Consider the following 16,129-nt stretch of genomic DNA (forward strand, 5'->3'; position numbering starts at 1 on the left):
ATCACACTCCCCACTTAGGAATCGGGTGATCGCCCATTGAGATGCAGACGTTCTTCATCTCCGCGAACACTTCAAAGCTGTACTCGCCGCCTTCGCGCCCGGTACCGGAGGCCTTCACGCCGCCGAACGGCTGGCGCAGGTCGCGCACGTTCTGGGTGTTGACGAACACCATCCCGGCTTCGATGCCGCGTGCCAGACGCAGCACTTTGCTGATGTCCTGGGTCCAGATATAGGAAGCCAGGCCGTACTCAATGTCGTTGGCCAGACGCAGCCCTTCCGCCTCGTCTTTGAACGGCAACAGGCAGGCTACCGGACCAAAAATCTCTTCCTGCGCCACGCGCATCCGGTTATCGACGTCCGCCAGCACCGTTGGGCGCAAGAAGTTGCCGCCACGCAGGTGTGCTGGCAGGTCGGTGGGTTTTTCCGGGCCGCCGGCCAGCAGGGTCGCACCCTCTTCAATGCCGAGACGGATATAGCCGGAGACCTTTTCCCAATGCTGCTGGCTAATCAGCGCGCCGACCTGAGTATTCGGGTCGTTCGGGTCGCCGACGCGCAGGCGGTTGGCCCGCTCGGCAAAGCGTTTGACGAATTCCGGGTAGATGCTCTGCTGGATAAAAATGCGCGAGCCGGCAGTGCAACGTTCGCCGTTGATCGAGAAGATGGTAAACAGCGCGGCATCCAGCGCCCGTTCAATGTCGGCATCCTCAAAAATCAGCACCGGCGATTTGCCGCCCAACTCCATCGAGTATTTTTTCAACCCGGCGTTTTTCATGATGTTGCGCCCGGTGGCGGTGCCGCCGGTAAAGGAGACCGCACGCACATCGTGGTGGCGTACCAGCGCATCGCCCGCCGTCGCGCCATAGCCCTGCACCACGTTCAGCACCCCAGGTGGAATGCCCGCTTCCAGCGCCAGCTCGCCCAGACGGTCGGCGGTTAACGGCGACAGTTCGGACATTTTCAGCACCGCGGTGTTACCCAGCGCCAGGCACGGCGCGACCTTCCAGGTGGCGGTCATAAACGGTACGTTCCACGGCGACACCAGCGCGCACACGCCCACCGGCTGCACGAGGGTGTAGTTGAGCATCTTGTCGTCGACCGGATAGGTTTTGCCGTTCATCTGCTGGCACACTTCGGCGAAAAACTCGAAGTTGTGCGACGCGCGGGGGATCAGCACGTTTTTGGTCTGATGAATCGGCAGGCCGGTGTCGGCGGTTTCCATCGCCGCGATTTCCGGCACGTTCTGGTCAATCAGGTCGCCCAGACGACGCATCAGGCGTGCGCGCTCTTTCATCGGCAGATTGGCCCACTTCGGGAAAGCCTCTTTCGCCGCGGCTACCGCCTGATTCACTTCCGCTTCGCCGCCGGAGGCGACTTCCGCCAGCACGTCGCCGGTCGCCGGGTTGGTGGTGTGGAAATAGTCATCGCTGGCAACGCTTTTGCCGTTGATCCAATGGTTAATTTTTTTCATTTTGCAGACTCCTCGCTGACAATCCGGTTCACCAGGCGACCGACGCCTTCCACTTCCACAATCACTTCATCTCCCGGCACCACGTCGGAGAGCCCTTTCGGCGTGCCGGTGGCAATCATGTCGCCCGGTTGCAGCGTCATAAATTGGCTCAGGTAAGAGACCAGGAACGGTACGCTGAAAATCAGATCGGCGGTGGTGCCTTCCTGACGCAGCTCGCCGTTAACGTAAGTGCGCAAGGTGAGGTTATGCGGATCGGGAATCGCCGCTTTTGGCACGATATTGGGGGAAACGGGCGTCAGCCCGTCGCGGCTTTTTACCCGCAGGTTCGGGCGATAGTAGTTTTCCAGGTAGTCGCGAATGGCGTAGTCGTTGCAGACCGTGTACCCCTCGACGTAGTCCATCGCTTCAGCTTCACTGACCTTGCGCGCGGTTTTGCCAATCACCACCACCAGCTCCGATTCGTAGTGCATGTACTCGACGTTGTCCGGGCGCACCGAGGTCTGGTTATCGCCGGTAAGGGTGTTCGGCGCTTTGATAAACACCAGCGGCTCTTCCGGCGGCTTGAAGTCCAGTTCGCTGGCGTGGTCGGCATAGTTCAGCCCCAGCGCAAACAGGGTGCCGTGGTCGTACGGACGTGGCACCGGGCGAGCGTCCGCTTCGGCGACTACCGGGTTTTCCAGCGGCGGGAAACCTTCTGCCAGTACGCGGACCCGATCGCCGGGACGCAGCGCCACGCGGTTGTGCGGGGTGCCCAGCAGAATGGCATCGCCCGGATTCAGCGTGGCGAAATCGCTCAGGGCACTCAGCAGCTCGGCGGCATTGCGCATGAGGTCGGCGGTGCTCCACTGGTCGGCGTGACGACCGTTGATTTCGGTGATGATGGTCAGGTTGTCGACGTTATCAACGCTCACCATTTCCCCCAGCGGGCAGAAGCCGTCACGGCATTTGGCTTTAATCGCCGGGCGATAGAAGCTCTCTTCCGGCAGGCTGACTTCGTTCGCCAGCGCGTATCCGGCGATATAGTCCACCGCGTCTTCAACGCTAACTTTACGCGCCGTTTTGCCCACCACCAGCGCCACCGTTGCCCCGCTGAATATCGCCTCTCCCTCCGGGTACGGGATCGGCTGGCCGCCTTCGGTGACGGTATTGTGCGGTTTGATAAACCAGACGGCGGTTTTAGGCGGTGCCTTATAGGGGGCCTGCTCGAACGCGTCGCGCCAGGCATCAAGCTGGCTGCGATGGTTGAGCGCCACGGCGAAAACGGTACCTTTCATTTACAGCTCCTCAGAGACAGCATTTATTTCGTTAATATATTAATGATCTGTTTTATGCCTCCGCTGCTCATTTAGCAAACACAAGTAATTTTTTTGTGACTCGATTAACAATAATTTTACACAAACTAAAAATAGTTGTTCATAATCAATGAACTAATGAAATTTCATTTCAGCAACGTCGGGTATCATCAAAAATATGCTGTTGATAAAAGCAACATTGCTATATTGTTCATATATTAATGATGAGAAGTGGCAGGAGGCAGAATGCACGATTCTTTAACCATCGCCCTGATGCAGGCGCGGGAAGTGGCGATGACCTATTTTCGGCCGATCGTGAAGCAGCACAATCTGACGGAGCAGCAGTGGCGGATTGTTCGCGTGCTGGTCGACAACCCTTCAATGGACTTCCACGATCTGGCTGCCGCGACCTGTATTCTGCGCCCCAGCCTGACCGGGATTCTGACGCGCATGGAGCGCGATGGGCTGGTGTTACGCCTGAAGCCGGTCAACGATCAGCGCAAACTTTATGTCTCGCTCACCAAAGAGGGGTACGCGCTGTACGAGCGCGCGCAGGCGAAAGTGGAAGAAGCCTACCTGGAAATTGAACAGAAGTTCACGCCGGAGAAGATGAAACAGCTGACGGCGTTGCTACACGAGTTTATTACTCTCAACAAATAGCCCCTTATCTGCCTGTTTTCACAGCAATTCGGGCAGAATGAAACCGCCCTTAACGGTTCATTACCTCATTACTTACCCCGATACACTTAAGTGGTACGCCATCCTAATAATTTTGAATCAGATCACATAATTTTCTGAAACACAGGTTTAATATTCAGAAAAAATGTGACACGGATTCACTAATTCTCATAAAAGGACCGCTGTGTGCCGCCGTATGGCTGGCGATTTATCTTCTCTCTGTATGACCGCAGTTGCGCCTGTTCACCCGCAGGCCGTCTCATATCCTAAGAAGTAAAGGAACGTTTTATGCGCACTACTGGTCATACGCGCTGGTTTATGGTGGCTCTTGTCACGCTTGGCACGATTTTATGCTATTTAACCCGCAATACTATTTCGGCCGCTGCGCCGACGCTTCAGAGCGATCTTCATGTCACTACCCAGCAATATTCCTGGATCGTGGCGACATTTTCCGCCTGCTACACCATTGCCCAGCCCATCGCGGGTTATGTGCTTGATACGCTGGGCACCAAAGTAGGTTATACCCTGTTTGGCGCACTGTGGGGCATCTTCTGCATCGGTGCCGCCTTCACCAACAGCTGGCAAGGCCTGGCGCTGTGTCGTGGCTTAGGGGGTTTTGCCGAGAGCGCGATGATCCCCGCCGGGCTGAAATCGGTCACCGAATGGTTCCCGGATCACGAACGTTCCGTCGCCGTGGGCTACTTCAACGTCGGTTCTTCGATGGGCGCCATCATTGCGCCGCCGATGGTGGCATGGGCCATTTATATTCACAGCTGGCGTCTGGCGTTCGTGATCGTCGGGATTGCCAGTATTGTGTGGGCGCTGGGATGGTACCTGGTCTATAACCGCCCGGGCCAGTACAAGAAACTGAGCAAAGAAGAGTACAACTACATCACCGAAGGCCAGCCAGAGAAAAAAACGGTCGATAAAGTACACATCGGCCAGCTGCTGAAGCAACGTAAATTCTGGGGCATCGCCCTGCCGCGCTTCCTGGCGGAACCGGCGTGGGGGACCTTCAACGCCTGGATCCCGCTGTTTATGGTGCACACCTACGGCTTCAACCTGAAAGATATCGCCATGTTTGCATGGATCCCGATGCTGTTCGCCGATATGGGCTGCGTCATCGGCGGCTATCTGCCGGGGATCTTCCAGCGTGTCTTTGGCGTCAATATTGTGGTTTCACGTAAGCTGGTTGTCACCATGGGCGCAGCGCTGATGATCCTGCCGGGCATGGTCGGTCTGTTCAGCAGCCCGTTCGTGGCTATTGCGCTGCTGTGCGTCGGCGGTTTTGCCCACCAGTCGCTGTCCGGCGCGTTGATTACGCTCTCTTCCGACATGTTCGATCCGGGCGAAGTGGCCACCGCCAACGGTTTTACCGGCATGGCTGCATGGACCGCCAGCACCTTATTCGCCCTGGTGGTTGGCGCGCTGGCGGACACACTGGGCTTTAGCCCACTGTTTGCCGTGCTGGCAGTATTTGATGTGATTGGGGCGATTATTCTGTGGGCGCTGCTGCGTTCGCCAGAGCCTGAGCTGGAAGCGAACCCGGCCAGCTGAGCAAACCTCCCCTGCGGCGCTTCGCCAGGCCGGGCTAACGTTTATGTAGCCCGGCCTGCGCTAGCCGACTCCATGGGAGCCGCTACCCCATAATGGTCGCGACACCCATATGCGTGAAGGAAGATTTCACCGTCTGCCCGCTGACGCTTTTCACCACGGCATAGGCGCCGGTGGTGTCGTAATCCGTGTCGGTGATGCCAATGCCATTGTCGTCGTAGAATGCGCTTTGTGGCGCATTAATGGTAATTGGGTGCCCTACTTCGCTCGCGGTCACTGTGTGGATCGAAGAGGTCCACGTCTGGCTGCGTGGGTTATAGGATGGGCCGCCATCATCGCCGTATACCTGGAAGTGCAGCACAATCTGGTCCCCTTCCTTCATACCCGCATAAGGCGTTATCTGGAAATCAACGCCGCCGCTGGATTCATTGATATTGACGACATCATCCGATCCAATCCCCAGAGGAATCGGCCCATCAACTTGACCAATAGATTCAGCGATAAAGTTCGATGTGAAGCTCATCTGGTGCTCGCCGACTTTCGCCTGCACCTGGACGTCTTCCGCCGCTGTATCCGCGAAGCTGATATACGCATTTCCCTTCGCGTCCGTCACCGTTGTTGAATGTTTAATCTCTGCCTTAGAGGACGGCGATACCAGAGACCAACTCACTGTTTCACCCGCTGCTGGTTCGTGCTGACCATTTTCAACCGAAACCTGCACGATATTCTGGTGAACGCCATCGGCAATGACGCCATTTTTCACTGCGGACATCTCTACGTTAGTAATAATCTGCGAGCCCTGAATAAACGTCACGCTGCCGGAATCGCTAATATCATCCATTTTCGCCGTTACGGTCACTTTCTCCGCAACGGTATCCGTTAAGGCAAAAAGAGCCACGCCGCTATCATTGGTGATGGTTTCCGTTTTATTGCCCTTTGCCGTATCCGAGCTATCGGACCAGGCCACGGTCTGATGGCTCATCGGCTTACCGTTTTCATCGGTGACGACGGCTTTCAGTATTCCGCGATCCTGGCCATCAGCGCTTGCCGCCCCCCTCACCGTGCTGACCACGATGTGCCTGGTCTTATCACCACCACTTCCCTCAACAAACGTGGCTTTCGAGGTCTTCGTCTGCTGCTCTACGGTCGCGGTCACGTCCACTGTTTCTGCGACAGCATCAGTTAAGCCCACGGTAGCAAGACCGTAGCTATCCGTCGTGCTGGACGCTCGTGCCAGCTTCGCAGAACCGCTAACAGACCAGTTAACGGTGACGTTGGCCATCGGCGTACCGTCAGAATCGGTGACCCGCGCCACGGCGAAATCTTTGGTCGTACCGTCAGAATCCACCCCATTACGCACAATTTGTATCGCTAAATCCGTGGTAGGCGCGTCTGGCGTCGGTTTTTCCTGCTTGCGGTAGTCCAGCACGATTTCATTATTACGCTCGACAAGATCGTAACGGCTGCCTGCGAGGCTTCGACGATACGCCACCTGATCGCCCGACAATTGTGATGACAAAGATTGTCCCAGCACATAGTGGAAAGCCAGGGAGAACTGGGTGTCATCCACCGAATCCTGACCGCGTTTATAGTCTATGCCTGCGGTCACCAGCGGAATCGGCGTATAGTTCAGACCCACCGTGACCGCAGAAGGATCTTTTTGCAGGTGGTCGGTATCAAATAGCGCAACATTATCGCCATAATACTGTTCGTACATGACCTTTGCGCCCAATTGCGGATAAGTCGGTAAATAGCCTTCAGCACGAATATCAAAACCATTTGCAGGCTTTTCATCGTAATCATCAAAATCACGTGAACTGTGCCAATCGGTAATACCGACATAGCCGTTTGCCGATAGTTTTAAATCATCGGTCCAGGCTTCGCCGCCAAATCCGGCGCGACGGTTACCACCGGTAAAATCATCATCAATAAAGCTGTTAATACCAAACATCCAGTTCGATGCATTAAATGTTCTGACGCCAAAACCAAGGTTTCCAGTAAAACGATCGTCCGGTGCGCGCATCCCCAATTGAGTGAAGATCACCGTTTTTTTGTTATCGTAAAACGGCAGCAGAAAATCAAAGGAGCTATCGTCCCAGTTGCCGTTGTTATCCACATTTAACTGCACGCGGGCAGTACCGAACTGCGAGAGCCAACCTTCCACGGAGGAAGATGCATAGCTTGATGCGGCGGACGCCGCTGCACCTGCCGCCCCATTTGATTCGGTTGATGCCAGTGTGGAAGCCGTCCTGCTCAGCGTATCACTATAAGGATTAACGTCAGTATTCTCCGTCGCAGATGCGTTTGCCATCGATTGCAGAGGGATCAACAACAGCATCGGAGACAATACGCGCGGGACCTGTTTCAATTGAGCTAAAGAATAAGACACGCCATAACGACACAATAAAGATAATTTATTCATTTTATACAATGTGAATTTTCAGAAATGACAAAAATAGAGTATCAAGAGATACTCCGCGTTTTATTTAATTATTTCCATTTATTTGAAATGCAATGTGTTAACAGAAAGAAATATTGTAGTTACAAACCAGGATATAATAGTTGTTATCGAATAATATTATTTGGCGCAAGGCTTATTTGGTTGGTATTTTATCCAATTAAGAATAAATTGGCTCGATGTTTAGGTATCCGATTTTGGACACCCTATGTAAATATAAAAAAATGTGGCAGAACAGTCGGTAAGGTATAGCAAAAAAAGAAAGGGATGCTTAAGGCGGTAATTGGGAGGATTATTATGTGGGCGCTGCTGCGTTCGCCAGAGCCTGAGCGGGAAGCGTACCCGGTTAGCTGACTGAACCACCCCGGCGGCGCTTCGCCTGACTGAACCGGGATGGTTAGAAAGCCTATCTCTCAAGCAGCTTTCGATGCACTTTCACCACCGCTTTCTTTATCTCGGCGGGCGTCTCTCCCTGAATACCCGGTTTATGCGGCTCACCGGGGAAAAACACCGCAAACATCCCTGCCTGCAACGTAACCGACTGCTGCCCCGCAATCTCATCACACAGTTGGTAATCGTCTTCGTGGTGCCATTCATCACACTGACGGGCACTGTCAGCAAGCCCGAACTCGATGCGCTCTTCTCCCGCAAGCAGGATCTGCACATCAATATATTCCGCGTGCAGCTCGGCCCGCTTAGCGTGCGCAGGTTGCGTCATAAACTGCATCACGTTCATAAAAATATCTTCCCCCTGCAAAGCGTGACGGCCCGGCTCACAGCGTTGCGGGTCCGCCTTCAGGGCCAGGGTCAGCGCCGCGAGCAGCGGTGAAGGTAACCCGGCACGCTCAGGGCAACGAATATCGCCAAAAATCATAAGATGTCCTCTTCTGCCAACATTGCCGCGCCAAGTAACCCCGCGTCATGCTGATGATGGGCGGCGACAAGATGCGTGTGATAGGCCGCCGGCTCTCGCGCCAGATACCCGGCGACCAGGGATAAATAACCGTCCGCCAGACCGACGCTGCCGCCAAGAACCACGCATTCGCAGTCATAGCCAGCTTTCAGATCGGCAATCAGTCGCGCCACGGTTTGGGCCGAGCGCTCAATCAGGCACGTCGCCTGCGGATGCCCCTGCTGGTGTAGCGCATAGATTTCTTTCGCGGTCATGCCGTGGAGAGCGTCAACCGCCTGCGCGCTAATCCCGCGTCCAGAGGCAATCGCTTCCACACAACCGCGACGCCCGCAGCCGCAAAGCGGCCCGTGCGGGTCGGCCAGCGTATGTCCGATATGCCCGGCCATCCCCTGACGGCCGGTGAGCAGCTTGCCATGACTGATGATGCCGCCGCCAACGCCTGTCGACACCGTGATAAACGCCATGTCGCGAACCTCGCCCGGCAGCGCGCGATATTCCGCCCACGCCGCAGCCTGCGCATCATTCACCGCCAGACAGGGCAGCCCGGTCAGCTGAGCGAGGGTATCTACCAGCGGAAACTGCGCCAGGCCGCCAAGGTTATCCGGGTTGAGCGCCGTGAGGATGCCGTGACGGATGATGCCGGTTGAGGCTACCGCCACGCGCTGCGCCTGCCCGGCAAATGGCGCAATCAGCGAGCGCAGCGCCTCACGTAGCGCCTCCGGCGTGCGGCTGGCGGGCGTCGGTAAAATCCGGCGGTCGATAATCTGCTGTCGGGGATCGATAAGCGCCGCAGCGAGCTTGGTGCCGCCGATATCAATCGCCAGCGTGCTCATACCGCTTCCTCCACGATCGCGTCACGATACCACTGACAAATATGCTCAAGGCGCGTAATCGCCGAGCCGACGGTGACCGACCAGGCGCCGTGCCGCATGGCCTGTGCGGCCAGCGCCGGTGAGTTATAGCGGCCTTCAGCAATCACACGGTAGCCTTTAGCGCTTAACGCCGACACCAGCGCCAGATCGGGCTCCTGCGGCACCACATCGGTGGTATAGCCGGAAAGCGTCGTGCCGATAATATCCGCGCCGAGGCGGTGACAGTCAGCGGCGTCCTGCTGCGAGGAACAGTCGGCCATCGCCAGGCGCTGATGATGATGAATCCGGGCAATAATTTCCGCGACCGCCGTCGGACGTACGCGGTCAGTGCCGTCAAAAGCAATGATATCGGCACCGGCCTGTGCCAGCGCGTCTACATCGTCAAGGTAAGGGGTAATACGTACCGGGGAATCCGACAAATCACGTTTCACGATGCCGATAATCGGAACGCTAATCAGCGGGCGTGTCGCTCTCAGATTTTCAATGCCTTCGATGCGGACCGCCACGGCCCCCGCCTGTACCGCCGCCAGCGCCATCGCCGCCACGATATCCGGTTTATCTAACGGGCTGCCGGGGACCGGCTGGCAAGAAACAATAAGCCCACCCTGCTGTTGAATGCTTGTATCCAGATTCTCTAACAACGACATAAGTACATCCTTAACTTCAATTTGCGCCCGGCGCGTCCGGGCGCCTGTAATTAATGCTTACCGCAAACGGGAACCGATTTGTCTGTCTGACGGGTCAGCGCGCCGCTAAACGGCTTACCGTCGATAGCATCATGCGTACGCAGTGCTTCCGGACGAATCCAGCGCTGCACGCGAGACGGCATATCCAGGCCAATCAGTAAAATCACCACGAACGTTAAACCAAAGGAGAGCGACCCCAACGCCGAGCCAAGGCTGAGATGCTGCGCCACCAGCGCGCCAATCACCGGCGCCGCCGCCCCGCCCAGCGCCCCGACGTTGTAGGTAAAGCCGAGGCCTGCCGCACGCTGGTCGGTATCGAAATAGCCGCCGATCAGCTTCGGCAGAATGCCGGCAATGCCCTGGCCTAGCATCTGCTGGAAGAACAGCAGGATACCCAGGCCCCAGATGCTGGAACCGCCGATGGCGAATACCGGGATAATCAGAATCTGCGAGGCTAGCAGGCTGTAAACGTAGGCTTTACGCGTTCCCAGCCAGTCGCCGAGGAAGCCGCCGACAATGCAGCCCACCGCTGCGCCAAAGCCGCTAAAGAACAGCACCTGCGCCACGGTCGCCGGGTTGTATCCCAGCTCGCTTTTGAGGTAGGTCGGCAGCAGCGCCTGAATCGGCCAGGAGTAGAGGAAAGCAAACAGCACTACGACCATCAGCATCACGCCGGTTGGCCAGCGTTTGCCGCTGCTTTGCACCATGAAGCTGACAAAAATCACCGTACACACCAGCGCCAGCAGCAGTACGATCGCCGGGTTATGCAGATTGCCCGCAAAACAGAACCATAGCGCGGCGATAGCGGCGCAGCTCATCGCGATATTCAGCAGCCGCAGCTTGCCGCGATAAAGAATGTCGACCATCGTACGGACCGGTTTTTTATTCGCCTGACGCTCTTTCCAGTCTTCGGTTTCAGGAATATTTTTCCGCAGCCACAGCGCAAAAATAATCGGCAGAATGCCAATGAAAAACAGCGCGCGCCAGCCCCACAGAGGAACGATCAGACTGTAGACCTGCGCCGCCACCACCGCGCCGACGGAAAAACCGGAAATCAGGAAGCCGCTGGCCTTGTTGCGGAGATGTTTTGGCCAGCTTTCAATCACATAAGTTGCGCTGGAGCCGTACTCCCCCGCCATCCCCATACCGATAACCATACGGGCGATAAACATCGAGGTGTAACCCGGCGCCAGGCCGCAGGCCAGCGTACCGACCGAGAAAAGAATAATGCTGGTGACCATCGACAGACGACGACCGTAGCGATCGCCCATCGCCCCCAGCAGCAACCCGCCTAACCAGCGCGAAATAAACGCCGCGGAAATAATACTCGCCGCCTGTACGGTAGTGAGCTGGAACTCGCTCTGTACTTCCGTTAATACCAGGGCAATTAAGACAAAATCAAAACCATCAAGCAAATAGCCAAGCCATGCGGCTGAGAAAGCCCGCCACTGGGATTTATTAAGGTGTTTGTACCATGGAATGGCTTTTGTTATTCCACTCATGTTGCTCTCCTGTGATGAGCAAATTGCAATACCTACGTGCCTAAAGAGTGAGTGCGACACACCCAAATGAAGTAAAACTCCATTTAATAATTTTACAGGAAGCAAAACACCACAAGTGCATAGACTGAAATGTGTGAACACCATCATAGAGGTAAGCATGACGGAGGATAAAAAATCGATCTGCGTCACAACATGCCGTCGTCATCGGTACAGGTGTGCGCAAAATGGCGGCTATTACACGGTTTTTACACCGATTTTCTTGCCTGACCGCAGGCGCTGCCCCATCATTACCCACTCAGTCAGCGTGAAGAGCAGGAAGCAATGGAGAGTCCGAACTCACCGGTTAAGGCCGGAAAAATACTTGATACTCTGGGGGCGATGCAGAGTAGTCTGACCCGTGTGGGGCAGCGTATTGCCAACTACATCATGACGTCACCCCATAAGGTGACGCAGCTTTCCATTGCCGATCTTTCACAGGAGATCAACGCTGGCGAAGCGTCGGTGATCCGTTTCTGCCGCCTGCTGGGCTATAAGGGCTTTCAGAATTTCAAAATGGAGCTGGCCATTGAGCTGGCGATGGTTGACAGCGATGACAGCAGCACGCTGCTGGACGCTGAAGTGGTGGAAAACGATGACGCCCACACGATTGGTCTGAAGCTGCAAGGCGCGATTGCCAACGTGCTGTCCGAAACGCTGAATCTGCTGGATATGCGCCAGGTCGAACAGGTTGTCGATGCGCTGCACGCCTGCAACAGCGCCTATATTTTTGGCGTGGGCGCGTCCGGCGTCACCGCCGAAGATATGAAGCATAAGCTGATGCGTATCGGTATGCGCGTGGATGCGCTCACCAACAATCACTTTATGTACATGCAGGCTTCCCTGCTCAAACCGGGCGATGTCGCCGTCGGCATCAGCCATTCAGGCCACTCCCCGGAAACCACCCATGCGCTGCACCTTGCCAAAGAAGCGGGCGCGACCACCGTCGCGCTGACCCATAACCTGGGCTCACCGCTGAGCAAAGTCGCTGATTTTACGCTGATTAATGGTAATCGACAGGGGCGCCTGCAGGGTGACTCCATCGGAACCAAGACCGCGCAGCTGTTCGTGCTGGATCTCATCTACACCCTGCTGGTGCAGAAAGATCCGGAGCAGGCGAAGGCCAATAAACTGCGCACCATGGACGCCTTAACGGTTCCTCGTCAGGCCTAATTTAGTGCGGCCGATCACACTCTGATACTCTCGTTTTTCTCTATGGGTATCATTTGTCCGCAAAGTGGAGTTATGCTTCATTTTAACTTTCAGTTAAGAAGAAAAACACCACTTGAGGTTTACATGGAAAAGCTAACAGGTCTTATCGCTGCGCCGCACACCCCTTTCGACAGCCACGGTGAAGTAAACTATCCGGTCATTGATCAGATTGCCGAGCATCTTATTGGCCAGGGCGTGAAGGGCGTGTACGTTCTTGGCACCACCGGCGAGGGCATCCACTGCTCCGTTGCTGAACGTAAAAAGATCGCCGAGCGCTGGGTAGCGGCGAGCCACGGTAAGCTCAGCATTACGCTCCATACTGGCGCGCTGAGCATCGCCGACTCGCTGGATCTAAGCCGTCATGCGGAGACGTTAGATATTTTCGCCACCTCGGTGATTGGCCCCTGCTTCTTTAAACCGTCCAGCGTCGACGACCTGGTGGAATATTGCCGGCTTAACGCCGCCGCCGCGCCATCGAAGGGGTTCTACTACTATCACTCGGGCATGTCCGGGCTGAGCCTCGATATGGAACAGTTCCTGATTGCCGCTGCGGATAAAATCCCGAACCTGTCCGGTATGAAGTTTAACTCCAGCGACATGTACGAGTTCCAGCGTTGCCTGCGCGTTAACAACGGCCAGTTCGATATTCCCTTCGGCGTGGACGAATTTTTACCGGCGGGGCTCGCCTGCGGAGCGATTGGCGCAGTTGGCAGTACCTATAACTATGCCGCACCGCTCTATCTTCGCCTGATCGATAGCTTCAATCAGGGCAACCACCAGGACGTGGCGGCCTGCATGGACAAAGTGATCGCCATCATTCGCGTGCTGGTGCAGTACGGCGGCGTGGCGGCCGGGAAGCAGGCCATGCAGCTGCACGGTATCGACGTGGGCGATCCGCGCCGTCCGCTCCGCCCGATGACGGCGGAACAAAAGCAGGACGCGCTGGCGAAATTCCGTGCGGCGGAGTTTATTTAACGGTTACGGTCATCGCCTGTACGGAGGCCGTGCGCGCTGAACCCTCACCCCGGCCCTCTCCCTGAAAGGGAGAGGGAGAAAACCCTGCATTAAGCCCACCAACTCTACCGTACAGTCCCTCTCCCCTTTCAGGAGAGGGCAAAACCCTGCATTAATCCCACCAACCGCACCGTACAGTCCCTCTCCCCTTTCAGGAGAGGGCAAAACCCTGCATTAAACCCACCAACCGCACCGTACAGTCCCCTAGCCCCTTTGGGGAGAGGGTTAGGGTGAGGGGGAGCCCCATCCCAACACCTGAAACCGATTTCATTACTGTACAAATACAAGACAGATCACACTTCTTTACATCTCACTTTGCATCCGACTAAGTGTTTCTATAAAAGAAACACTAACAACAATCATATGACGCCTCTTACCTTTTAAACCTTAAAATGATGAGAACACCTCTATGTCAGAACAACCGATAACAAGATCTGCCGCCCGCTCGACCGGTCGGGTACGCTTCTTTGTGCTAGGCCTGGTGTTTATTAATATTATTATCAACTACATGGACCGAACGAACCTCTCGGTCGCGGCCACGCAGATGTCCGGCGAGCTGCAGTTTACCCCGCTCCAGATGGGGCTTATCTTCTCCGCATTCGGCTGGATCTACGCCGCATTGCAGATCCCCGGCGGCTTTCTGATCGACCGTCTCGGTTCTCGCCTGGTCTACGGCGTGGGGCTGTTTATCTGGTCGTTGATTACCGCGCTGCACGCCGTCGCCAACAGCTTTGGCGCGCTGGTTGGCCTGCGTCTGGGCGTCGGGGCGTTTGAAGCGCCGGTGATGCCGTCAAACAACCGCGTGATCTCCAGCTGGTTCCCGGAGCAGGAACGCGCTACGGCGATCGGTATTTACTCTTCCGCCCAGTTTGTCGGCATGGCGCTGATGACCCCGGTGCTGTTTCATATTCAGGATCTCTTCGGCTGGCGCGGGCTATTTCTGATTACCGGCGTGGTGGGGATGATTTGGGGCGTGTTGTGGTACTGCGTCTACCGCGATCCGCTGGATCACAAAACCGTATCGAAAGCCGAACTGGATCACCTGCGCGACGGCGGCGCGGTCATGGAAAGCCGCGAGAACGCCGCTAAGCGTCCGTTCAGCTGGCAGGATCTGGGGCTGATGTTTAAAAGCCGTAAGCTGATTGGCATCTACTTCGGCCAGTTCACCATCTCGGCCACCTTTTGGTTCTTCCTGACCTGGTTCCCGACCTATCTGGTGCAGTATCGCCATATGGACTTTATTAAGTCCGGCTACGTCGCCTCCGTCCCTTACCTCGCGGCGTTTGTCGGCGTGCTGCTGGCAGGGTTTGTATCAGACCGTCTGATTCGTCGTGGCGTCTCCGCCAGCTTTGCCCGTAAAGCACCGGTCATTCTGGGGATGGCGTTGACGCTGTTTATCCTTGGCGCCAACTACACCGATGACCCCACGCTGATCATCCTGTTTATGTCCATCGCCTTCTTCGGCAACGGTCTGGCGACAATTACCTGGGTGTTTGTGACAGCCCTCGCGCCGCGTCATCTGATTGGTCTGGCGGGCGGCGTCTTCAACTTTACCGGCGCGCTCTCTTCGATCGTCGTGCCAATCGCTATCGGCGCGCTGATCGACGGGCATAACTTCGCCCCAGCGCTCGGTTTTATCGCCGTACTGGCCTGTCTGGGGATCTGCTCTTATCTGTTCGTGGTCGGCAAGATTGACCTCGACAGCGACAAGGCTACGCCGTCAGTCGGTCGCAAAGCGTGATGAGTTCGGCCAGCCGCGCGGCGGTCTGTTCCGGGATGGGATCATACATCCCGGCAAAAGCCAGCGCCGCCTTGTGTGAACCGAACTGAATCGGCCTGGCGAGAGAGACTTCGCCGTCGTCGTGCGGCCAGACCACATGGCCCAGCTGACGCTGCTGCTGAAGGTACGGCGCAATGCGCGCCATCTCTTCCGCGCTAAAGCGTTGGGCCAGCATCTCGTCGTCTTCGGCGGCGAGCAGCGCAATACCGATGACCGACTCGCAGGCCGGCATCATATGAAAACCCGCCAGCGCCTGGCTGATATGGCTGCCGGGGCGGGAGTGGAAGATATAGATAACCTGGTCCTCCCACAGGACGCCCATCGCCACCACGATATCTTTCGGGGCGTAGGTTTCCAGCAGCGGGAGGGCTTTTGAAAACAGCGTTGAACCGCGGATCGCCTGTGCGGCCAGCGCGTGAATACCAGGCCCAGGCAGATAGCGACGCTGCTCGTCCTGGGTGGTCAAGCCGATGGCCGCCATGGTCATCAGCAGACGGTTCACGCGGGTGGGGTTAATGCTCATCAGCCGCGCCAGCTCGCGACAACCGATAGCCCGATCGCTGGACACCAGATACTGCAGGCAGCGAATACCGTCGATAAGGCTTTGATTAGGTTGAGACGACATAGCGGGATCCCGTTTTTTTAAAGACTATTATTTTATCGC

Annotated in this window: 13 protein-coding genes; 5 read left to right on the forward strand and 8 right to left on the reverse strand. The window is 56.2% G+C overall.

Translation table 11 applies throughout. The features are described from left to right. Position 1: 1 nt before the first annotated feature. Positions 2–1,468: a 5-carboxymethyl-2-hydroxymuconate semialdehyde dehydrogenase gene (gene hpaE / locus GY169_RS18535; protein WP_167576597.1), complete on the reverse strand. Its 1,467-nt coding sequence runs from the start codon at positions 1,466–1,468 to the stop codon at positions 2–4. Beyond that, on the reverse strand, positions 1,465–2,742 hold the full coding sequence (gene hpaG, locus GY169_RS18540; RefSeq protein ID WP_167576599.1) for a 4-hydroxyphenylacetate degradation bifunctional isomerase/decarboxylase: 1,278 nt from the start codon (positions 2,740–2,742) through the stop codon (positions 1,465–1,467). The genes hpaE and hpaG overlap by 4 nt, the downstream gene beginning before the upstream one ends. A 264-nt stretch (positions 2,743–3,006) precedes the next feature. Between hpaG and hpaR the strand changes: the two genes are divergently transcribed. Both hpaR and GY169_RS18550 read left to right on the forward strand, forming a co-directional pair. Then, the gene (hpaR, locus tag GY169_RS18545) at positions 3,007–3,420 is read left to right on the forward strand and encodes a homoprotocatechuate degradation operon regulator HpaR (RefSeq protein ID WP_064547751.1); all 414 of its coding nucleotides are present in this window, start codon (positions 3,007–3,009) and stop codon (positions 3,418–3,420) included. A gap of 306 nt (positions 3,421–3,726) precedes the next feature. Then, on the forward strand, positions 3,727–4,995 hold the full coding sequence (locus GY169_RS18550; RefSeq protein ID WP_163447191.1) for an MFS transporter: 1,269 nt from the start codon (positions 3,727–3,729) through the stop codon (positions 4,993–4,995). 82 nt (positions 4,996–5,077) lie between these two features. Here GY169_RS18550 and GY169_RS18555 read toward each other — a convergent pair whose 3' ends face one another. The 5 genes from GY169_RS18555 to GY169_RS18575 all read right to left on the reverse strand — a co-directional run bounded on the left by GY169_RS18555 (position 5,078) and on the right by GY169_RS18575 (position 11,423). Next, positions 5,078–7,303 carry an inverse autotransporter beta domain-containing protein gene (locus GY169_RS18555; RefSeq protein ID WP_167576601.1) on the reverse strand — a complete coding sequence of 742 codons (2,226 nt, stop codon included), beginning with the start codon at positions 7,301–7,303 and terminating at the stop codon, positions 5,078–5,080. A 553-nt stretch (positions 7,304–7,856) separates the two neighbouring features. After that, positions 7,857–8,324, reverse strand: a complete 468-nt coding sequence (gene nanQ, locus GY169_RS18560; protein ID WP_167576603.1) for an N-acetylneuraminate anomerase — start codon at positions 8,322–8,324, stop codon at positions 7,857–7,859. Next, positions 8,321–9,196 carry an N-acetylmannosamine kinase gene (gene nanK, locus GY169_RS18565; protein WP_167576605.1) on the reverse strand — a complete coding sequence of 292 codons (876 nt, stop codon included), beginning with the start codon at positions 9,194–9,196 and terminating at the stop codon, positions 8,321–8,323. Before nanK ends, nanQ begins: the two co-directional genes overlap by 4 nt. Then, positions 9,193–9,882 carry an N-acetylmannosamine-6-phosphate 2-epimerase gene (locus tag GY169_RS18570; protein ID WP_167576607.1) on the reverse strand — a complete coding sequence of 230 codons (690 nt, stop codon included), beginning with the start codon at positions 9,880–9,882 and terminating at the stop codon, positions 9,193–9,195. Before GY169_RS18570 ends, nanK begins: the two co-directional genes overlap by 4 nt. A gap of 50 nt (positions 9,883–9,932) precedes the next feature. After that, positions 9,933–11,423, reverse strand: coding sequence for an MFS transporter (locus GY169_RS18575; protein WP_167576609.1), 1,491 nt, complete (start codon positions 11,421–11,423; stop codon positions 9,933–9,935). Between the two features lie 321 nt (positions 11,424–11,744). On the opposite strand from GY169_RS18575, the gene GY169_RS18580 reads away from it, so the two are divergent. From GY169_RS18580 to GY169_RS18590, 3 genes are all read left to right on the forward strand, one after another. After that, entirely contained in the window at positions 11,745–12,632 is an 888-nt protein-coding gene (locus GY169_RS18580; RefSeq protein WP_163447182.1) for a MurR/RpiR family transcriptional regulator, read from the forward strand. 123 nt (positions 12,633–12,755) lie between these two features. Next, a complete protein-coding gene (locus GY169_RS18585; RefSeq protein WP_167576611.1) occupies positions 12,756–13,646 on the forward strand; it encodes a dihydrodipicolinate synthase family protein in 891 nt (296 codons plus the stop codon). 448 nt (positions 13,647–14,094) lie between these two features. Next, entirely contained in the window at positions 14,095–15,426 is a 1,332-nt protein-coding gene (locus tag GY169_RS18590) for an MFS transporter (RefSeq protein WP_167576613.1), read from the forward strand. Here GY169_RS18590 and GY169_RS18595 read toward each other — a convergent pair. Beyond that, the gene (locus tag GY169_RS18595) at positions 15,398–16,090 is read right to left on the reverse strand and encodes an IclR family transcriptional regulator (RefSeq protein ID WP_167576615.1); all 693 of its coding nucleotides are present in this window, start codon (positions 16,088–16,090) and stop codon (positions 15,398–15,400) included. The genes GY169_RS18590 and GY169_RS18595 overlap by 29 nt on opposite strands. Between the last annotated feature and the right edge of the window lie 39 nt (positions 16,091–16,129).

It is taken from the genome of Kluyvera genomosp. 3 (assembly GCF_011765685.1).
Lineage (GTDB): Bacteria > Pseudomonadota > Gammaproteobacteria > Enterobacterales > Enterobacteriaceae > Kluyvera > Kluyvera georgiana_A.